The organism is Streptomyces sp. NBC_00670, from assembly GCF_036226765.1.
Lineage (GTDB): Bacteria > Actinomycetota > Actinomycetes > Streptomycetales > Streptomycetaceae > Streptomyces.
Map to the genome: position 1 here is coordinate 4,940,004 of NZ_CP109017.1, position 19,702 is coordinate 4,959,705.

The following is a 19,702-nucleotide window of genomic DNA, read 5'->3' on the forward strand; positions in this document are numbered from 1 at the left end:
CGACATGGAAGCGGCCCGACCGGATGCCCGGTCGGGCCGCTTCCGTCACCGCTCCGACCAGGCACGCGGTCCCTCCCGGGAGTGCGGCCGGATCGCCTGCGGTTCAGGCCTTCTTGGTCTCCCAGAAGATCTTGTCGATCTGGGCGATGTAGTCCAGGGCCTTCTGGCCGGTGGCCGGGTCCGTGGAGGCCTTGGCGGCCGAGAGGGCCTTCAGGGTGTCGTTGACGAGCTGGTGCAGCTCCGGGTACTTCTCGAAGTGCGGAGCCTTGAAGTAGTCGCTCCACAGCACCGAGACGTGGTGCTTGGCCAGCTCGGCGCGCTGCTCCTTGATGATGGTGGCGCGCGTCTGGTAGTGCGGGTCGTCGTTGCCGGCCATCTTCTCCTGCACGGCCTTGACCGACTCCGCCTCGATCCGGGCCTGGGCGGGGTCGTAGACACCGCAGGGCAGGTCGCAGTGGGCGCTGACCGTGACCTTGGGGGCAAACAGGCGGGAGAGCATTGAGCTGTCCTTCCTCGTGATCGTCTTCTCACGTGGGAGATTACTCCGTGGGGGACCGGTTTTCGCGAGTGCCCCCATGGGCTTACGACAAAAGTCCGGGGCCAGACTGGGACTGGTGGACCATAGACCGGGGAGGTGGCCGTGATGCCGGAACTGTCGCAGGAGACCGAGCGCACCAGAGCCGTACTGCCGTTCGGGGCGGCCGAGGTGTCGGGGCCGTCGATGGTGCCCACGCTGCACCACGGCGACCGGCTCGTCGTCCAGTACGGGGCCAGGGTCCGCCCCGGGGACGTCGTGGTCCTGCGCCATCCGTTCCAGCAGGATCTGCTGGTCGTCAAGCGCGCCGTCGAGCGGCGCGAGGGTGGCTGGTGGGTGCTCGGCGACAACCCCTACGCCGGCGGGGACAGTACCGACTACGGGGTCGTGCCGCAGGAGCTCGTGCTCGCCAGGGTGCGGCTGCGCTACCGTCCGCTGCCCGCGGGGCGCTCCCCGCTGGCGCTGGTGCGCTGGGCGTTCTCGGCCGTGCGGCCGGTGCTGGCCGACCGGTCGGCCTCCACACGCTTGCGCGCCCGGTAGGCGGCCACGTTCGCCCGGGTGGCGCAGCGGTCGGAGCAGTAGCGGCGGGAGCGGTTGGTCGAGGTGTCCAGGTAGGCGTTGCGGCACGGGCCGGCCTCGCACAGGCCGAGGCGGTCCACGCCGTGCTCGGTCAGGTGGAACGCCAGCCCCATCGCGGCGATCGCCGCGTAGCCGGCGGTGGCGTTCGACGGGTGGTCGGCCAGGTGCATGTGCCACAGCGGGCGGCCGTCGTCGTCGCGGTGGTCGTGTCCGGAGATCTGCGGGCTGACCGGGAACTCCAGCAGCAGTGAGTTGAGCAGGTCGACGGCGAGCGTCTCGTCCCCGTCGTTCGCCGCCTCGAAGACCGCGCGGAGGCGGGCGCGGACCGAGCGGAACCGGGTGACGTCGGCGTCGGTGGTGCGGCGGGCCGCCGACTGGTTGGCCCCGAACAGGGCGCGTACGGCGTCCACCGAGGTGAGCGAGTCCTTGCCCCGGGCCGGTTCCTCGCTGTTGACGAGCCGGACGGCATAGTCCGAGTAATAGGCCAGTTCCACTTGTAGTCCTTACGAGCGCGCTCTATCGTCGTGCGTACGGTTGGGTAACAGCCGATCGTGCGTCCAGGGTATTACGTGTGGGGAATCCCGGCGGGGCGCGAGGCGGCGGGAGCGGACGGAGGACACGGAGGATCATGACGACGCTCGACACGGCAACGGGAGACACGGCTCCGGCGGACACCACGGCGGCGGCCGGCTGGGACTCCTGGCAGGAGAGCTGGGACCGGCAGCAGGAGTGGTACATGCCGGACCGGGAAGACCGCTTCCGGATCATGCTGGACATGGTGGAGGCCCTCACCGGCCCCGCGCCCCGCGTCCTCGACCTCGCCTGCGGCACCGGCACCATCACCGCCCGGCTCCTCGCCCGCTTCCCCGACGCCACCAGCACCGGCGTCGACCTCGACCCCGCGCTGCTCACCATCGCCCGCGGCACCTTCGAGGGCGACAGGCGGGTGACCTTCGTCGAGGCCGACCTGAAGGACCCCGACTGGCCCAAGCGGCTCCCGTACGACTCCTACGACGCCGTCCTGACCGCCACCGCCCTGCACTGGCTGCACAAGGACCCCCTCGCGGCACTCTACGGACGCCTCGCGGGGCTCGTCCGCGACGGCGGTGTCTTCATGAACGCGGACCACATGATCGACGAGACCACGCCCCGGATCAACGCGGCCGAGCGCGCCCAGCGCCACGCCCGCATGGACGAGGCCAGGCGGGCCGGCGCCGTCGACTGGGCCGACTGGTGGCGGCGGGCCGCCGAGGACCCGGCGCTCGCCGGACCCACCGCCCGCCGCTTCGAGATCTACGGCGAGCACGCCGACGGCGACGAGCCCTCCGCGCGGTGGCACGCGCGCGTGCTGCGCGAGAAGGGGTTCGCCGAGGCACGCCCGGTGTGGTGCTCCCCGTCGGACACGCTGCTGCTCGCCCTCAAGTAGGGGGACGCGGCGAGGGGCGGTACGGATCTCCCGTACCGCCCCTCGCCGTACCGCCGCCACTTGCGACCGCGTCAGAGCACCTTCGACAGGAACGACTTCGTGCGCTCGTGCTGCGGGTCGGTCAGGACCTGGCGCGGATGGCCGGACTCGACCACCACACCGTCGTCCATGAAGACCAGCGAGTCGCCGACCTCACGGGCGAAGCCCATCTCGTGGGTGACGACGATCATCGTCATCCCGTCCTCCGCGAGGTCCCGCATCACGTCGAGCACCTCGCCGACCAGCTCCGGGTCGAGCGCCGAGGTCGGCTCGTCGAACAGCATCAGCTTCGGCTGCATCGCCAGCGCACGGGCGATGGCGACACGCTGCTGCTGGCCGCCGGAGAGCTGCGCCGGGTAGTGGCCGGTGCGGTCGCCGAGGCCGACGCGGTCCAGGAGCCGCTGGGCGCGCTCGCGGGCCACGGCCTTGGTCTCGCGCTTGACCTGGACCGGCGCCTCCATGACGTTCTCCAGCGCCGTCATGTGCGGGAAGAGGTTGAAGCGCTGGAACACCATGCCGATGTCCCGCCGCTGCGCCGCGACCTCCGACTCCTTCAGCTCGTAGAGCTTGTCGCCCTTCTGCCGGTAGCCGACCAGGTCGCCGTCGACGTAGAGCCGGCCGGCGCTGATCTTCTCCAGGTGGTTGATGCACCGCAGGAAGGTGGACTTGCCGGAGCCGGACGGGCCGATCAGGCAGAACACCTCGCGCGGGTTCACCTCCAGGTCGATGCCCTTGAGGATGTGCGCGAGCCCGAAGGACTTGTGCACGCCCTCGGCCCGGACCATCGGACCGCCGCTGCCGCCCGTGGCGATGTCCTTGCTCAGACTGGTCATCGGGCCACCTCCGGACGGCGGAACGAACCGAACTGACGGAGGTTGCGCCGCAGCCGCTGCAGCGGGGTCGGCGGCAGGCTGCGCGTCGAGCCGCGGGCGTAACGCCGCTCCAGGTAGTACTGGCCGACGCTGAAGACGCTGGTGAGGATCAGGTACCAGATCGAGGCGACGAAGTACATCTCGACCACCGCGAGCGAGGTGCTGGAGATGTCCGTGGAGCGCTTGATCACCTCGTTGAACTGCACCGCGTACGCCAGCGACGAGGTCTTCAGCATGTTGATGAACTCGTTGCCGGTCGGCGGCACGATCACCCGCATCGCCTGCGGCAGCACCACCCGCCGCAGCGTCTTGGCCTGCGTCATGCCCAGCGCGTGCGAGGCCTCGGTCTGGCCCGTGTCGACCGACTGGATGCCGGCCCGGACGATCTCCGACATGTACGCGGCCTCATTGAGGCCCAGGCCCAGCAGCGCCGCCAGGAACGGCGTCATCACCTGGTTCATCTCGTCCTTGTAGAACCCCAGGTTCAGGATGGGGAAGATGAGCGAGATGTTGTACCAGAGGAGCAGCTGGACCAGCACCGGAGTGCCGCGGAAGAACCAGATGTAGAACCACGACACCGTGCTGGTGACCGGGTTCGACGACATCCGCATCACGGCGAGGATCACGCCGAGCACCAGGCCGAGCAGCATGGCCAGCACCGAGATGTACAGCGTGTGCCAGACGCCCGACAGGATGGTGCCGTCGGTCAGGTAGTCCGGGATGACGTCGTAGTGGATCTCCGCGTTGGAGAACGCGATGCCGATCAGCACCAGGATGGCGACGACGGCGGCGCCGGCCACCCAGCGGCCGTAGTGGCGCACCGGGATGGCCTTGATCTGTTCCGGCGGCACCGGCGCCGGAACCTTGTCGACAATGTCGGTCACGGGTGACTGCCCTTCGCTCTCGTCGTTTCCGCGCCGAGGCTCAGGAGCCACCGTTGATCTTGGCCTCGGTGACGCCGCCGTCCGTGACGTTCCACTTCTCGAGGATCTTCTTGTACTCGCCGTTCTTGATGATGGCGTCCACGGCCGCCTGGAGCGCGTCGCGCAGCTGGGTGTTCTTCTTGTCGACGCCGATGCCGTACGGGCCCGCCTCGATCTGGTCGCCGATGACCTCGAAGTCCTTGCCGCCGCCGGAGGTCTTGGCGTTGTAGGCCGCGACGGGGAAGTCGTTGAGATCGGCGACGGAGGCGCCCTGCTTCAGACGGAGCAGCGCCTCGGGGTCGGTGTCGAAGGTCTGCAGCGTGATGGCCTTCTTGCCGTCCTCCTTGCACTTCTTGTTCTGCGCCTTGGCGACGCCCTCGGAGGTGGTGCCGCGCTGCAGGGCGACGACCCTGCCGCACAGGTCGTCCAGGGTCTTGATGCCCTTGGGGTTGCCCTTCTGGACGAGGATCGAGGTGCCGGCGGTGAAGTAGTCGACGAAGTCGATGCCGTCGCCGGCCTTCTTGCCGTTGTCCGAGTCGATGCCGTTCTGGCGGTCCTTGGTGTCGTTCATCGCCGACATGATCACCTGGGTGCGGCCGGCCTGCAGACCCACGATGAGCTGGTCGAACTTGCCGTTCTGGAACTGGAACTTCACGCCCAGCTGCTTGCCGAGGGCGTCGGCGATGTCCGGGTCGATGCCGGTGGCCTTGCCGTCCTTCATGAACTCGACCGGCGGGTAGGCGATGTCCGAGCCGACCTTGATGACCCCGGCCTTGCGTATGTCGGAGGGGAGCTTGTCGGCGAGCGGGGCCGAGGACGACGAGGAGCTCGAGTCCGAGCCGCTGTCGCTGCCCTTGTCGGTCTGGTCACCGCAGCCGGCAAGCAGCAGGGTGCCCGCGACCGCGAGGGCGCCGACCGCGGCTGTCCGGGAGCGCGCGGCGGTCGTACGACGGGTGGTGCCTGCGGTCATGGTGGGTTCCTCCGGCGGGGTGGATGGAGCTGCCGATGGGTCGACGAGAACACACACCTTCGGGTGTCGCGACCTCGTGTGATGACGGCATCTTGCCATTCGGACTTCGCCAGTCAGGTGACTCGCCATGTCAAAATCGGATAACGGGTGACCCCCGAACCGTGCGAGCCCGGACATCGCGACCGGACCATCTGCGGAAATCCCCCGTTCCGGCCGGAAGATCTTCTGGCCATCTCAGGATGTGGCTGTTCGTTACATCGCTTTCACGCCAGGTTGAGCGTTTACCCACACTTTGAAAAGACTTGTTGCGATGTGTGCGGATCGGTTCCGTCATCAGCATGTGATCTTTGCTTGCATGTGATCTTGGCTGTACGGACTCGTCCGGACTCGTCGCCGACGGCCTCCGTCCGGTAAGAAGGTTCTTTACACCCCTCATCCGGGGCTCAGGGCGCGTGTGCGGCGCGCCCGTCGCGTGTGTGCCCGCGCGTATCACTCATCGGGGCCTCACGCGGTGCCCGCCCACCCCTCACCAGGAGTGGTCACCCTCAATCCAAGAAGACCTAAGGGGTATCAAGAAGTGGCAGCCGAGATCGTCAACCCTCGCAGCGACAGCGGTGCGGCGCAGGACGGCGGGGCGGAGCCCCTCGATTCCTTCGACGCCTTCGACCCGGCGTTCGCGCTGCACCGCGGCGGCAAGATGGCCGTCCAGGCCACCGTTCCGGTCCGGGACAGGGACGACCTGTCCCTCGCCTACACCCCCGGTGTCGCGAAGGTGTGCAGCGCCATCGCGGAACAGCCGGAACTCGTCCATGACTACACGTGGAAGTCCGCCGTCGTCGCCGTCGTCACCGACGGCACGGCCGTCCTCGGTCTCGGGGACATCGGTCCCGAGGCCTCCCTCCCGGTGATGGAGGGCAAGGCGATCCTGTTCAAGCAGTTCGGCGGCGTCGACGCGGTGCCGATCGCGCTCGACTGCACCGGAGTGGACGAGATCGTCGAGACCGTCGCCCGGCTCGCGCCCTCCTTCGGCGGCATCAACCTGGAGGACATCTCCGCGCCCCGGTGCTTCGAGATCGAGCGCCGGCTCCAGGAGCGCCTCGACATTCCCGTCTTCCACGACGACCAGCACGGCACGGCGGTCGTGACGCTGGCCGCGCTGCGCAACGCCGCCCGGCTGACCGGGCGCACGCTGGGGCAGCTGCGTGCGGTGATCTCCGGGGCGGGGGCGGCCGGGGTCGCCATCGCCAAGATGCTCGTCGAGGCCGGCATCGGCGACGTCGCCGTGGCCGACCGCAAGGGCGTCGTCTCGCGCGACCGCGAGGATCTGACGCCGGTCAAGCGGGAGCTGGCCGCGCTCACCAACAAGGCCGGGCTGTCCGGCTCGCTGGAGTCCGCCCTCGCCGGCGCCGACGTCTTCATCGGCGTCTCCGGCGGTACGGTGCCGGAGCCGGCGGTGGCCTCGATGGCGGACGGCGCGTTCGTGTTCGCCATGGCCAACCCGAACCCCGAGGTGCACCCGGAGGTCGCGCACAAGTACGCGGCCGTCGTCGCCACGGGGCGGTCCGACTTCCCCAACCAGATCAACAACGTGCTGGCCTTTCCCGGGATCTTCGCGGGGGCGCTGCAGGTGCGGGCCTCGCGGATCACGGAGGGGATGAAGATCGCGGCGGCGGAGGCGTTGGCGGCGGTCGTCGGCGACGACCTCGCGGCGGACTACGTGATTCCCTCGCCGTTCGACGAGCGGGTCGCTCCGGCGGTGACGGCGGCGGTGGCCGCGGCGGCGCGGGCGGAGGGGGTTGCTCGGCGCTGACGCCGACGGCGCGCCCGTAAGGGCCGCGGGGACCGCGCGACCAGCCCCCGACCACGCGCAGACGCGAGCGGTGCGCGGGGCTGGTCGGTGGGCGCCGCGGGGCGCGCGTTCCGCGCGTCCCACGGGACGCGTGTCACAGCGCGGGTTGGTTCCGTGGGCTGGTGGCGGAGCCTATGGTCGGGGGCATGTTCGCTGCCTATGCTGCTCGAATCGACCGTGACCAGCCGTTGTCGGGACTTGAGTTGGGGGAGCGGCCGGCCCCCGAGCGCAAGCCCGGGTGGACGACCGTGAACGTCAGGGCCGCCTCCCTGAATCATCACGACCTCTGGTCCCTGCGAGGCGTCGGTCTCCCCGAGGGCGCGCTCCCGATGATCCTCGGCTGTGACGCCGCCGGTGTCGACGAGGACGGCAACGAGGTCGTCGTCCACTCCGTCATCGGCCAGAGCGGTCACGGCGTCGGCCCCGACGAGCCCCGCTCCATCCTCACCGAGCGCTACCAGGGCACCTTCGCCGAACAGGTCTCCGTCCCCACCTGGAACCTCCTCCCCAAGCCGAAGGAACTCTCCTTCGCGGAGGCCGCCTGCCTGCCCACCGCATGGCTGACCGCCTACCGCATGCTCTTCACCAACGCGGGCGTACGCCCCGGCGACTCCGTGCTCGTGCAGGGCGCCGGCGGCGGTGTCGCGACCGCCGCGATCGTGCTCGGCAAGGCGGCGGGACTGCGTGTCTTCGCCACCAGCCGGGACGAGGCCAAGCGCAAGCGGGCTGTCGAACTCGGCGCCGTGGAGGCGCTGGAGACCGGGGCGCGGCTGCCGCAGCGCGTCGACGCCGTCCTCGAAACCGTGGGCGCGGCGACCTGGTCCCACTCCGTGAAGTCCCTGCGCCCCGGCGGAACCGTCGTCATCTCCGGTGCCACCAGCGGCGACCGGCCCTCGCACGCCGAACTCACCCGCATCTTCTTCCTCGAGCTCAAGGTCGTCGGCTCGACCATGGGCAGCAAGGACGAGCTGGAGGACCTGCTCTCCTTCTGCGCCGCCACCGGCGTCCGGCCCGTCATCGACGAGGTCCTCCCGCTGGACCGCGCGCGGGACGCCTTCGCCCGCATGGAGGCCGGCGACCAGTTCGGCAAGCTCGTGCTGACCAACGGCTGACACCTCCCCGTCCGTCCACCCGTCTCCGTCAACCATGGTTGACACCCTCCCTGTCGTCAACCTACGTTGACGTCATGACGGATGCAACGGATCTCGCCGAGCGCGCCGGCGACCGTGACCCGCGGGTCGGACTGCGGGCGGTCGCCGCGCTGCGGACCCTCCTCGAACAGCTCGAGGTGGTCCAGGTGCGCAGTGCGCGCAATCAGGGCTGGTCGTGGCAGGAGATCGCCGCGGAACTCGGCGTCAGCAGGCAGGCCGTGCACAAGAAACACGGGAGGCGATGATGTTCGAACGGTTCACCGAGGACGCCCGGGCCGTGGTCACCGGCGCGGTCGAGCACTGCGCCCGGTCCGGGGAACGGCACGTGGACGAGACACACCTCCTGCTCGCCCTCCTCGACCGCGAGGGCAGCCGCGGCTCCTTCGCGCTGGCCGCGCTCGGACTGCCCGGCCGGCGCGAAGCGGTCGTGCACGACCTGGCCGAGGCCCGCCGCAGGGGCGGTCTCACCCGCGCCGACGCGGATGCCCTCAACGACCTCGGCATCGACCTCACCGAGATCATCTCCCGCGTCGAGGAGACCCACGGTCCCGGCGCCCTCGCGGCGGCCGGCAAGGACACCGGCCGACGCCGGGCCGGGCACCGGCCCTTCACCCGAGGGGCCAAGGAGGTGCTGACGGGCGCCCTGCGCGCCGCCGTCGCCCGCCACGACCGGTGCATTGGGGACCAGCATCTGCTGCTCGCCCTGACCGCCCGCCCCGGAATCCCCTCCGAGGTGCTGGCCGACCACGGCGTCACCCACGCATCCCTGACCCGGGTCCTCTACGGCCCCGGCCCCGGCCAGGCCCGCGCGAGCTGATCCCCGGCCGGCCGACGCCTGCCGCGTCGGCCCGGTCCGGCTCCGCCCGGTCCGGCCCCCGCGCGGCCGGCTACACCTTCGGCGTCCGGAGTATCGCGCCGATGTGGGCCGCCGCCGTGGACAGATGGCGGCGGGCGTCGCGGAGCTGGTCCTCGGAGACGCCGTGGTCCCGGGCCGCGTCGCGGATGTCGTCGCGGAAGCGGTCCAGGAGCCGGTCGAGGTCGCGGGCCGGCTCTCCCGTGGGGGACTCGTGGGCCCAGGCCGGTTCGTAGGCGGCGGGGAACTCCTCCGGGGTGACCGTGTACTCCGGCTCGGGCCGGCCGGGGCGGGACGGGGACGCGTCCCCCTGCTCAGGGCGTCCGAAACCGAAGTCCTTGCCGAGGTCCTTCCCGAACTCCTTGCCGAAGACCTTGCCGAACTCGCCGAACTCCTTGGCCAGTTCGCTCAGGCCCTCGCGGACGCCGGTGGGCCAGTCGCCGCGCTCGAAGTGTTCCTGGGCGTGCTCCTGGACCCGCTTGGCGATCCGCTGCATCTCCTCCTGCGCCTGGGCGCGGGCGTGCTCCTGGGCCTCCTTGGCCTGGCGGCGGGCCCGCTGGGCCTCCTCGCGGGCCCGGCGACTCTCGTCCTTCGCCCGCCTGGCCTGCTCCTTCCACTCCTGCTTGACGCGCCGCATCTCCTCCTTCGCGGCCCGCCACGATTCCCCGTCCTCGGCCCAGTCGCGCGACTCCCAGGGCGTCTCCTGCTTCTTGCGGCCGCCCCGGGCCTGGCTGACCGCCGCCTGCATCTCCCGGCGCAGATCGCCCGCGGCGCCCCGGACGTCCGCGCGGATCTCGGCGGCCAGCTCCGCCACCGACTCCCGGATCTCCAGTTCGAGGTCGGCCAGTTCGCCGCTGCGCCCGGCCAGTTCCGCACGGCCCGCGTCGGTGATCGAGTACACCTTGCGGCCGCCCTCGGTGGTGTGGGTGACCAGCCCCTCGGCCTCCAGCTTGGCGAGGCGGGGGTAGACGGTGCCGGCCGAGGGGGCGTAGAGCCCCTGGAAGCGCTCCTCCAGCAGCCGGATCACCTCGTAGCCGTGGCGCGGGGCCTCGTCCAGCAACTTGAGGAGATACAGCCGCAGCCGGCCGTGGGCGAAGACGGGGGCCATGTCAGAGCACCTTCTTGTCGGTCGGGCCGTCCGCGGTCGGGCCGTGCGTGGTCGGGCCGTGCGTGGTCGCGTCGCTCGAAGAGCCGCCCGGGGCGGAGTCGGTCGGGGAGGGCGCGTTCGGGGCGGGAGTGTGGTCGTCGGTGGGGCCAGGGGGTGGTGGGGTGTCCCACGGCTCGTCGTCGCTCGGGCGGCGCAGGAGGGCGATGGAGCCGGAGACGGTGGTCGCCTTGAGCCGGCCGGTGCCGCCGCCGAGCCGGCCCGTGATCCTCTTCGTACCCCACTGCCCGGTCACCCGGAGGTCGTCGAACGCGTTGGAGACCGCGCCGCCCGCCGTGTTCGCCTCCACCTCCGCGTCGGCCGGGTGAGCGAGGCGGACGGCGATCTCGCCCGAGACGTTGGTCAGCCGGGCGTCCGTGGGGCCGCCGGCCGGGTCCAGGTCCAGGATGATCGCGCCGCTCACCGAGTCCGCCTTGACGAAGGGCGAGGCACCCTCGACGACGGTGAGGTCGCCGGAGACCGAGTTGAGCCGCTGTTCGCCGGTGACGGCCTGCGTCTCCACGTTCCCCGACACCGTCGTCGCCCGCAGGGGGCCGGAGATGCCCACGAGTGTCGCATCGCCCGTGACGCCCTTGACCTCCGTGGTCTGCTCGATGCCCGAGACCATCGCGTGGGCGCCGATCACGCCGACCTCCACGCGGGTGCCGGCCGGTACCGCGAGGGTGACCTCGGCGGAGCGGCGCCAGCCCTTGCGGTCGAGCCACTTCAGGAAGCCGCGCCAGGGGAGGTCGTCGTACGCGACGGTGAGGGTGCCGTGCTGGTGCGTCACCGTCAGCGGGGGACCCTCTATGCCGGAGACCTCGAGGCGGGCGGTGGAGTCCTCCGTGCCCATGACGTTCACCGTGCCGTTGACGATGCGGACGTGCAGGGACGTCACGGGGTCGTCGAAGGTGAGCTTTCCCGGCTCTGCGACGGACCACTCGGACATGGTGGTGACCTCCTCGGCGTTGGCTCGCGTCATATCGCGTCCTCGATACACACGATATATCGTGCAGTCGGGAAGTCAAGACACCCCTTCAGGTGAACAGCCGGGGAGGAAACGGGAGGAATCTGCCTACCGTGAGGGCATGTCGACGGATGCGGGTGCCGCGCGCGGTGCGGCCGGTGGTGTGTTGCTGCTCTGCCGGGCGCGGCCCGATGCCGTCGCGCCCGTGGTGCCGGTGCTGCGCGAGCGGGTGGGGCTCGCGGAGGCGGGGGACGGGTGGACGGTGCTGGTGCCGGAGGGGGAGCCGTGGCGGGGTGGGGAGACCGTCGAGCGGGTCGCCACGGGATGGGCGTTCGCGCTGGCGGTGGGGGTGTCCTGGCCGGTGCTCGCGGTGTGGTGGGACGCGGACCGCTGTGGGTGTGTGCTGGCGTCCGGGTTTCGGCGGCCTGTGGGGTATGTGTGGCTGGCCAATGGGACGGCGGTGGGGGAGGACGAGGCGATGCGGACGCTGGGGGAGCAGTTGGGGGTGGAGGAGCCAGAGGGTGCGGGGGCGTTGTTGGCGCTTGCGCGGACGGATTCCGCTGTGGATGGGAGGGGGCGGGTGCGGGGGTTCGTTGGCGTGCTGGAGGGGGTGGGGGTGCGGTTGCCTGAAGGGATGGTGGTGGGGGAGCCGCTTCGGCGGGGGCTTGGGGAGGTTGTGCCGGGGGCGGCGATGGGGGGTGTGGAGCCGGCGGTGGGGGCGGCGGTGGGGAGTGGGGCGAGGGTTGTTGCGTTGGTGCAGGTGGGGGTGGGGGTGCCGGTAATTGTTTGGGGGGTGTGGCGACGGCGGGCGGGATGGGTCGTGGCGGGGGTCTTGTTGGTGGTGGATGGGGTGGTGGGGGGTTTGCGGGTGGGGTGGGGCGCCTAATAGCTCGGGGTGGGCGGGGTCGCGGGTGCGGGTGCGTCGTGTCTTGTCGCGCAGTTCGCCGCGCCCCTTGCCGGGCGCCCCGGCCCCCCGGTTCTCGTCAGTCCTCGTCCTCCTCGTCGTCCAGCCGGGCCAGCCAGGTGGCCAGGCGTTCTACGGGGACTTCGAAGTCGGGGTTGAGGTCGACGAACGTGCGGAGTTGTTCGGCGAGCCACTCGAAGGTGACCTCCTCCTCGCCGCGCCGCTTCTCCAGTTCCTCGATGCCACGGTCGGTGAAGTACATGGGGCCAAGGATATGGCGGCAAGACGGCCGGGCCCGCACCCCCGGGAAGGGGTGCGGGCCCGGCCGTCGTCGACTCGGCGTTACGCCTCGAACACCTCGCGGACCAGCTGCTCCTGCTCCGCCTGGTGCCGCTTCGCGGAACCCACGGCGGGGGAGGAGGAGTGCGGCCGGGAGATGCGGCGCAGGCGCTCGCTGTGCGGGACGTCCGCGCCGACCGCCAGGTCCAGGTGGTCGATCAGGTTGAGCGCGATGAACGGCCAGGCACCCTGGTTCGCCGGCTCCTCCTGCGTCCACAGGTACTTCTCGGCGTTCGGGTACTTGGCGATCTCCGCCTGGAGCTCGGCACCCGGCAGCGGGTACAGGCGCTCGATGCGGATGATGGCCGTGTCGTGCGCGCCGCGCTTCTGACGCTCGGCGGCGAGGTCGTAGTAGACCTTGCCCGCGCAGAAGACGACCTTCTTGACGGCGGCCGGGTCGACCGTGTCGTCACCGATGACCGGACGGAACTGGCCGGTGGTGAACTCCTCCGCCTTCGAGGCCGCCGCCTTCAGGCGCAGCATCGACTTCGGGGTGAAGACGACCAGCGGCTTGTGGTGCGGGTTGTGCACCTGCCACCGCAGGAGGTGGAAGTAGTTCGACGGCAGCGTCGGCTGGGCGACCGTCATGTTGTTCTGCGCGCACAGCTGGAGGAACCGCTCGATGCGGGCCGAGGAGTGGTCCGGGCCCTGGCCCTCGTAGCCGTGCGGGAGCAGCAGCGTGACGCCGGAGGTCTGGCCCCACTTCTGCTCGGCGGCCGAGATGTACTCGTCCACCACCGACTGGGCACCGTTGACGAAGTCGCCGAACTGCGCCTCCCACATCACCAGCGCGTCCGGACGGGCGAGCGAGTAGCCGTACTCGAAGCCCATGACCGCGTACTCGGAGAGCAGCGAGTCGTAGACGTTGTAGCGGGCCTGCTCCTGCGACAGGTACAGCAGCGGGGTGTAGTCCTCGCCGGTCTCGCGGTCGATCAGGACCGCGTGGCGCTGGCCGAACGTGCCGCGGCGGGAGTCCTGCCCGGACAGGCGCACCGGGGTGCCCTCCAGGAGGAGGGAGCCGATGGCGAGGGTCTCGCCCATGCCCCAGTCGATCGTGCCGTCCTCGACCATCGACGCCCGGCGCTGGAGCTGCGGCAGCAGGCGCGGGTGGACGGTGAAGTGGTCGGGGATGTTGACCTGGGACTCGGCGATCCGCTTGACGACCTCCGTGGAGATCGCGGTGCTGACGGAGACCGGGAACTCGGCCTGCGGGTCGGGCGAGTGCGGGGCGGCCGGCTGCGCGGTGGCCTCGCGGACCTCCGTGAAGACCTTCTCCAGCTGGCCCTGGTAGTCCTGGAGCGCCTGCTCGGCCTCCTCCAGGGTGATGTCGCCGCGACCGATGAGGGACTCGGTGTAGAGCTTGCGCACCGAGCGCTTCTTGTCGATCAGGTCGTACATCAGCGGCTGGGTGAAGGCCGGGTTGTCCGACTCGTTGTGACCGCGGCGGCGGTAGCAGATGAGGTCGATCACCACGTCCTTGTTGAACGCCTGGCGGAACTCGAAGGCGAGCCGCGCCACGCGCACGACGGCCTCCGGGTCGTCGCCGTTCACGTGGAAGATCGGGGCCTCGATCATGCGGGCCACGTCCGTGGCGTACATGGACGAGCGCGAGGACTCCGGGGCGGCGGTGAAGCCGACCTGGTTGTTGATGACGATGTGCACCGTGCCGCCGGTGCGGTAGCCGCGCAGCTGCGACATGTTCAGGGTCTCGGCCACCACGCCCTGGCCCGCGAAGGCCGCGTCGCCGTGGATCGCCACCGGCATGACCGTGAAGTCGGTGCCGCCCTTGTTGATGATGTCCTGCTTGGCGCGGGTGATGCCCTCGATGACCGGGTCGACCGTCTCCAGGTGGGAGGGGTTCGCGGCCAGCGAGACGCGGATCTGCTCGCCGTCCAGACCGGTGAAGGTGCCCTCGGCACCCAGGTGGTACTTGACGTCGCCGGAGCCGTGCATCGACTTCGGGTCGAGGTTGCCCTCGAACTCGCGGAAGATCTGCGCGTACGACTTGCCGACGATGTTCGCCAGCACGTTCAGCCGGCCGCGGTGGGCCATGCCGATGACGACCTCGTCCAGGCGCGACTCGGCGGCCGAGTCCAGCACGGCGTCGAGCAGCGGGATGACGGACTCGCCGCCCTCCAGGGAGAACCGCTTCTGGCCGACGTACTTCGTCTGCAGGAAGGTCTCGAAGGCCTCCGCCGCGTTCAGCCGGCGCAGGATGCGCAGCTGCTCCTCGCGCTCGGGCTTGCTGTGCGGGCGCTCGATGCGGTCCTGGATCCACTTGCGCTGCTTGGGGTCCTGGATGTGCATGAACTCGATGCCGGTCGTACGGCAGTACGAGTCGCGCAGCACGCCGAGGATGTCGCGCAGCTTCATCAGGGACTTGCCCGCGAAGCCGCCGACCGCGAACTCGCGCTCCAGGTCCCACAGGGTGAGCCCGTGCTCGGTGATGTCCAGGTCGGGGTGCTTGCGCTGCTGGTACTCCAGCGGGTCGGTGTCGGCCATGACGTGGCCGCGGACCCGGTAGGAGTGGATCAGCTCGAAGACGCGGGCGGCCTTGGTGACGTCGTCGTCGTGGCTGGCGTCGATGTCCTTGAGCCAGCGGACCGGCTCGTAGGGGATGCGCAGCGCCTTGAAGATCTCGTCGTAGAACTCGTTCTCGCCGAGCAGCAGGTTGGCGACGATCCGCAGGAACTCGCCGGAGGCGGCGCCCTGGATGACCCGGTGGTCGTACGTCGAGGTGAGGGTCATCACCTTGGAGACGCCCAGCTTGTTCAGGGTGTCCTGGGAGGTGCCCTGGAACTCGGCCGGGTAGTCCATGGAGCCGACGCCCATGATGACCGACTGGCCGGGCATCAGCCGCGGCACGGAGTGGACGGTGCCCAGGCCGCCGGGGTTGGTCAGGGAGACCGTGACGCCGCTGAAGTCCTCCATCGTCAGCTTGCCCTCGCGGGCGCGGCGGACGATGTCCTCGTAGGCCTGCCAGAACTCGAAGAAGTTCAGCGTCTCGGCCTTCTTGATGCCGGCGACGACGAGCTGGCGGTCGCCGTTGGGCTTCACCAGGTCGATCGCCAGGCCGAAGGTGACGTGCTCCGGCTTGACGAGGGTCGGCTTGCCGTCCTTCTCCGCGTAGTGCCAGTTCATCGACGGCATGGCCTTGATGGCCTGCACCATCGCGTAGCCGATGAGGTGGGTGAAGGAGATCTTCCCGCCCCGGGCCCGCTTGAGGTGGTTGTTGATGACGATGCGGTTGTCGAACAGCAGCTTCACCGGGACCGCGCGCACGGACGTGGCCGTGGGCATCTCCAGGGAGGCGTTCATGTTCTTCGCCACGGCCGCGGAGGGACCGCGCAGCGTCACGTACTCGGGGCCCTGGGGGGCCTCGGTGGCCGGGGCCGCCTTGGCGGCCGGTGCGGCCTTGGCGGCGGCGGCCGGCTTCGCGGGGGCCGCCGCAGCGGGCTTCGCGGCCTGCTTGGCCGGTGCGGCGGCGGGCGCGGCCGTCGGCGTGGCGGGCTGCGCGGGGGCGGCCGGCTGCGCGGCGCGCGGCGCCGGAGCGACCGGCTGCGCCGGGGTGGTGGGAGCGGCGTCGGTCCGCGCGGCCCCCGCGGCCGCGTCACCCGCCGGAGCCGGGGTGGCAGCCGCCCCCGGCTTGTAGTCCGCGAAGAAGTCCCACCAGGCGCGGTCTACCGAATTCGGGTCCTGGAGGTACTGCTGATAGATCTCGTCGACGAGCCACTCATTGGCACCGAACGAGGCCGCGGGGTTCTTCCCGGCTTGGTCGGTCTCGGTGGAGATGCTCGAGTTACTGGGGGACTGTGGCGACACGGCGGCAACCGCCCTCTTCCGCTTCACAAGGTGATGGACAGCGGGAATAAAGGCTACGCCTCCGTGACCGGGAAGGTGAGGTCGGGCCGGTTCATCGTCACGTACATCACATTCAAAACCGTGTTTCGCCGTCGGAATTGGCGGGAAACAAGCGCGGTTACGGTCGAAAAGGGTACGGGAGCCCGAGGGAGCGGCGCACGCGCGGCCTCCCGGGGGAGCGGCGGCGGTCGGACCGGGGCCCGGTCCGCCGCTCCGCGCGGTGGCCCGGTGGCCTTGATCACACGTGTCCACGCCGTGCCCGGGCGTGCCGGGGCAGCCGGTGGATCATGCGGCTCCGCTGCGCACTTTACGTCAACTTGGCGAAGAGGGAAGCCCGGGAAGGGTGACCCGGATGCGGCAGCCCCGCTCGCTTTCGGCCACGCCGATCCGGCCACCGTGCAGGTCCACCGCCCAGCGCGCGATCGCCAGCCCCAGACCCGTGCCGCCGTCGCTGCCGGGCCCGTGCGGGGAGCGGACCGCGCCCCGGTTGAACCGCTCGAACACCCGGTGCCACTCGGAGCGCGGAATGCCCGGCCCCTCGTCGAGCACCTCCAGGTCGAGCGAGTCCGGCGCCTGCCCCGGCCGCGCCCTGACCGTCACCCTGCCGTGCGGGGGGCTGTGCTTGACGGCGTTGTCGATGAGGTTCGCCATGACCTGGTGGATGCGCTCCGGATCCGCGTGCGCGGTCAGCTCCGGCGGATGGACGTCGAGGTGCAGATGGACGTCCTTGCGGGTGTGACCGCCGGAGCCGGAGGCGATGCCCGCCCGCGCGGAGGCCACCATGTTGGCCTCCTTCAGCATCTCGGCCAGGTACGGCCACACCTCGAAGCGACGTTTCTTCAGCGGGACGACGCCGTTGTCCAGCCGGGAGAGGTCCAGCAGCGTCTCCACCAGGCGGCCGAGCCGCTCGGTCTGCCGCAGCGCCGTGCGCATCGTCTCGGGATCGGCCTCGGTGACGCCGTCCACGATGTTCTCCAGCACCGCGCGCAGCCCCGCGATGGGCGTGCGCAGCTCGTGCGAGACGTTCGCCACCAGCTCCTTGCGCCGGCTGTCCTGCGCCTCCAGCTCGTCGGCCATGCGGTTGATCGTCTGCGCCAGGTCGCCCAGCTCGTCGCGGCGGTTCTCGCGCACCCGGCGGGTGTAGTCGCCGTGCGAGATGGAGCGGGCCACGGCGTTCATCTCGTCCAGCGGGGCGGTCAGTGAGTGCGCCACGAACTGGGTGATCAGCAGGGTGGCGATCACCGAGAAGACGGTGATGAAGCGCAGCTCGGTCTGGGTCCGCACGGCGATCATCAGCAGACCGGTGGTGATGAAGACGGAGACGACGACCAGCGTGCCGAGCTTGGTCTTGACGGAGAAGGGCCACAGACCGCGGCCGGACTCGTGTTCGGGACCGGGGCCCGGCCCGGTGGCCGTGCCGTACCCGGTCGCGCCTCTCGACGTCCTCGGGGCGCGTCCGGGGCGTGCCTTGCGCCCTGCGGACGTCGGTTTTCGGGGGCGCGCCCTGCCGGACCCGCGCGCCGCGGCCGCCACGCGTCCGAAGACCGCGCCCCGGCGCGTTCCACCGGCACCGCTCATCGCTTCCAGCCCCCTTCGGCTGCCCGGCTCCCGCGGGAATCCGGCGGCGCTGCCGCCGGGAGCCGGGCGGGAGAGCCCGCTCAGGGCGTCGGCGTCTCCAGCGCGTAGCCCACACCGTGCACCGTGCGGATCCGCTCCGCACCGATCTTCCGCCGCAGCGCCTTGATGTGGCTGTCCACGGTCCGCGTCCCGGACGCGTCCGCCCAGTCCCACACCTCGGCGAGCAGCTGCTCGCGCGAGAGTACGGCACGCGGGGTGTTGGCGAGGCACACCAGCAGGTCGAACTCGGTGGGCGTCAGATGCACGTCCTCGCTGCGCACCCGGACCCGGCGCTGTGCGTGGTCGATCTCCAGTTCGCCCAGGCGGAGGATGCCCGAGCGCGGAGTCGTCGCGGCGAGCGCGGCCCGCTCCACCCGGCGCAGCAGGACGTGCACCCGGGCGGCCAGTTCCCGCATGGAGAACGGCTTGGTCATGTAGTCGTCGGCGCCGACGCCGAGACCGACCAGCATGTCGGTCTCGTCGTCCCGCGCGGTGAGCATCAGCACCGGCACCGGGCGCTGGGCCTGCACCCGGCGGCAGACCTCGAGCCCGTCGAAGCCGGGCAGCATGATGTCGAGGATCAGCAGATCGGGCTGCCAGGCTTCGGCGGTGTCCACCGCGGACGGGCCGTCGCCCGCCGTTTGCACGAGAAATCCCTCGGCGCGCAGACGGGTCGCGATGGCATCGACGATCGTCTGGTCGTCCTCGACCACCAGAACCCGGCGCTGTGCGCCGTTCGTCGTCGCCGTGCCGTTGTGGGAGGTGTGTGTCTGCTCCATCGCCCGCCCCTGGGGTTGCTTTCCGGAATCCGTGGGGTGATCCCATGTCTGCGGTGACGCGTCGTTGTGCTTTGAATGATCCGCGTCAGGGGAGCAGCGTACGGGCAGTAACACTCGCCCGGCTATCCGGGTCGGACCGCCAGGTGAACCACGTCGGGAACGCCCCGGGCAACGGGGATCTCTTCGGTACGCACCTGTTGGAACCCGGCATTCCGTAGGGTTCCTTCAAATTCCGGAGAGGGCTGTGCGGACCATACGGCGAGTACTCCACCGGGTCTCAACACCCTTGCGCAGCTTGCCAGTCCGGGAGGCGAGTAGAGGGTTTCGTTGTCCTCGGTGACGGTCCAGTCGGGGCCGTTGTCGATGTCCAGGCAGAGGGCGTCGTATGTGTCCGATGTCTCATTGACGTAAGTGATCAGATCCGCTTCGAGGATGCGGGTGCGGGGGTCCGCGCGGGCGTCGGCGGTGTAGGGGGAGAGGGGGCCGGTGCGGTGCCAGTCGATGACGGCGGGTTCGCGTTCCACGACCGTGATGGGGCCCCAGCGGGGGTCGGCGGCGGCGTGGGCGAGGGAGAAGCCGACGCCGAGGCCGCCGATGAGGACGGCGGGGTTTTCCCGACCTCCGGTCAGGGCTTCGTGGGCCGCGTCGACGAGGCGGCGTTCGGAGCGGCCGTCGGAGGTGTCCATGAGGAAGCAGCCGTTGGCGATGATCTGGAGGTGGGGGCCGTGGCGGCGGAGGGTGATGTCGCCGGCGGGACCGGGGCGGGTGTCGAGGGTGACGGGGGGTTCGGTGGGGTTGTGGTCCGGGTGGGGCATGGGGTCATTGTGAGGTGACGGGAGTTGGGCGGGGGATTTTTTTCGCCCCCCGCGCAGACAGCGCGCGCCCCCGACCCTC

Annotated in this window: 19 protein-coding genes; 7 read left to right on the forward strand and 12 right to left on the reverse strand. The window is 70.6% G+C overall.

The window, feature by feature from the left end:
• Positions 1-103: 103 nt before the first annotated feature.
• Complete coding sequence (gene sodN, locus OIE12_RS22075) at positions 104-499, reverse strand: superoxide dismutase, Ni (RefSeq protein ID WP_030379399.1); 396 nt, start codon at positions 497-499, stop codon at positions 104-106.
• 144 nt (positions 500-643) lie between these two features.
• Here sodN and sodX point away from each other — a divergent pair, with 144 nt between their 5' ends.
• On the forward strand, positions 644-1,075 hold the full coding sequence (gene sodX, locus OIE12_RS22080) for a nickel-type superoxide dismutase maturation protease (RefSeq protein ID WP_329137935.1): 432 nt from the start codon (positions 644-646) through the stop codon (positions 1,073-1,075).
• On the opposite strand, the gene OIE12_RS22085 is transcribed toward sodX, so the two are convergent.
• A complete protein-coding gene (locus OIE12_RS22085; protein ID WP_329137938.1) occupies positions 961-1,608 on the reverse strand; it encodes a CGNR zinc finger domain-containing protein in 648 nt (215 codons plus the stop codon). The two genes, sodX and OIE12_RS22085, sit on opposite strands and share 115 nt — an antisense overlap.
• 134 nt (positions 1,609-1,742) lie before the next feature.
• On the opposite strand from OIE12_RS22085, the gene OIE12_RS22090 reads away from it, so the two are divergent.
• Complete coding sequence (locus OIE12_RS22090) at positions 1,743-2,540, forward strand: class I SAM-dependent methyltransferase (RefSeq protein ID WP_329137940.1); 798 nt, start codon at positions 1,743-1,745, stop codon at positions 2,538-2,540.
• 71 nt (positions 2,541-2,611) lie between these two features.
• Here OIE12_RS22090 and OIE12_RS22095 read toward each other — a convergent pair whose 3' ends face one another.
• The 3 genes from OIE12_RS22095 to OIE12_RS22105 are packed head-to-tail and all read right to left on the reverse strand — an operon-like array spanning position 2,612 to position 5,344.
• Positions 2,612-3,412, reverse strand: coding sequence for an amino acid ABC transporter ATP-binding protein (locus OIE12_RS22095; RefSeq protein WP_329137942.1), 801 nt, complete (start codon positions 3,410-3,412; stop codon positions 2,612-2,614).
• Positions 3,409-4,335, reverse strand: coding sequence for an amino acid ABC transporter permease (locus OIE12_RS22100; RefSeq protein WP_329137945.1), 927 nt, complete (start codon positions 4,333-4,335; stop codon positions 3,409-3,411). The genes OIE12_RS22095 and OIE12_RS22100 overlap by 4 nt, the downstream gene beginning before the upstream one ends.
• A 40-nt stretch (positions 4,336-4,375) precedes the next feature.
• Positions 4,376-5,344, reverse strand: coding sequence for an ABC transporter substrate-binding protein (locus OIE12_RS22105; RefSeq protein WP_329137947.1), 969 nt, complete (start codon positions 5,342-5,344; stop codon positions 4,376-4,378).
• A 577-nt stretch (positions 5,345-5,921) separates the two neighbouring features.
• Between OIE12_RS22105 and OIE12_RS22110 the strand changes: the two genes are divergently transcribed.
• The 4 genes from OIE12_RS22110 (at position 5,922) to OIE12_RS22125 (ending at position 9,161) form a co-directional block, all read left to right on the forward strand.
• A complete protein-coding gene (locus OIE12_RS22110; protein WP_329137949.1) occupies positions 5,922-7,154 on the forward strand; it encodes an NAD(P)-dependent malic enzyme in 1,233 nt (410 codons plus the stop codon).
• A 185-nt stretch (positions 7,155-7,339) separates the two neighbouring features.
• A complete protein-coding gene (locus OIE12_RS22115) occupies positions 7,340-8,305 on the forward strand; it encodes a zinc-binding dehydrogenase (protein ID WP_329137951.1) in 966 nt (321 codons plus the stop codon).
• Between the two features lie 74 nt (positions 8,306-8,379).
• A complete protein-coding gene (locus OIE12_RS22120; protein ID WP_329137953.1) occupies positions 8,380-8,589 on the forward strand; it encodes a helix-turn-helix domain-containing protein in 210 nt (69 codons plus the stop codon).
• Positions 8,589-9,161 (forward strand): Clp protease N-terminal domain-containing protein, encoded by a 573-nt coding sequence (locus tag OIE12_RS22125; protein WP_329142127.1) that lies wholly within the window; start codon positions 8,589-8,591, stop codon positions 9,159-9,161. The genes OIE12_RS22120 and OIE12_RS22125 overlap by 1 nt, the downstream gene beginning before the upstream one ends.
• Before the next feature lie 70 nt (positions 9,162-9,231).
• Here OIE12_RS22125 and OIE12_RS22130 read toward each other — a convergent pair whose 3' ends face one another.
• Together OIE12_RS22130 and OIE12_RS22135 are read right to left on the reverse strand one after the other, a co-directional pair.
• Positions 9,232-10,305, reverse strand: a complete 1,074-nt coding sequence (locus OIE12_RS22130; protein ID WP_329137955.1) for a helix-turn-helix transcriptional regulator — start codon at positions 10,303-10,305, stop codon at positions 9,232-9,234.
• Position 10,306: 1 nt separating this feature from the next.
• Positions 10,307-11,290, reverse strand: coding sequence for a DUF4097 family beta strand repeat-containing protein (locus tag OIE12_RS22135; protein ID WP_329142129.1), 984 nt, complete (start codon positions 11,288-11,290; stop codon positions 10,307-10,309).
• A 139-nt stretch (positions 11,291-11,429) separates the two neighbouring features.
• Between OIE12_RS22135 and OIE12_RS22140 the strand changes: the two genes are divergently transcribed.
• Entirely contained in the window at positions 11,430-12,194 is a 765-nt protein-coding gene (locus OIE12_RS22140) for a hypothetical protein (RefSeq protein WP_329137957.1), read from the forward strand.
• Between the two features lie 97 nt (positions 12,195-12,291).
• Here the strand turns inward: OIE12_RS22140 and OIE12_RS22145 are convergent, their stop codons facing one another.
• From OIE12_RS22145 to OIE12_RS22165, 5 genes are all read right to left on the reverse strand, one after another.
• The gene (locus tag OIE12_RS22145) at positions 12,292-12,474 is read right to left on the reverse strand and encodes a DUF6104 family protein (RefSeq protein ID WP_329137959.1); all 183 of its coding nucleotides are present in this window, start codon (positions 12,472-12,474) and stop codon (positions 12,292-12,294) included.
• 80 nt (positions 12,475-12,554) lie between these two features.
• A complete protein-coding gene (locus OIE12_RS22150; RefSeq protein ID WP_329137962.1) occupies positions 12,555-16,373 on the reverse strand; it encodes a multifunctional oxoglutarate decarboxylase/oxoglutarate dehydrogenase thiamine pyrophosphate-binding subunit/dihydrolipoyllysine-residue succinyltransferase subunit in 3,819 nt (1,272 codons plus the stop codon).
• A 351-nt stretch (positions 16,374-16,724) separates the two neighbouring features.
• Complete coding sequence (locus tag OIE12_RS22155; protein ID WP_329142131.1) at positions 16,725-17,780, reverse strand: HAMP domain-containing sensor histidine kinase; 1,056 nt, start codon at positions 17,778-17,780, stop codon at positions 16,725-16,727.
• 290 nt (positions 17,781-18,070) lie between these two features.
• A complete protein-coding gene (locus tag OIE12_RS22160; RefSeq protein ID WP_006142353.1) occupies positions 18,071-18,808 on the reverse strand; it encodes a response regulator transcription factor in 738 nt (245 codons plus the stop codon).
• A gap of 122 nt (positions 18,809-18,930) precedes the next feature.
• Positions 18,931-19,623 (reverse strand): spermidine synthase, encoded by a 693-nt coding sequence (locus tag OIE12_RS22165; protein ID WP_329137964.1) that lies wholly within the window; start codon positions 19,621-19,623, stop codon positions 18,931-18,933.
• Positions 19,624-19,702: the final 79 nt, after the last annotated feature.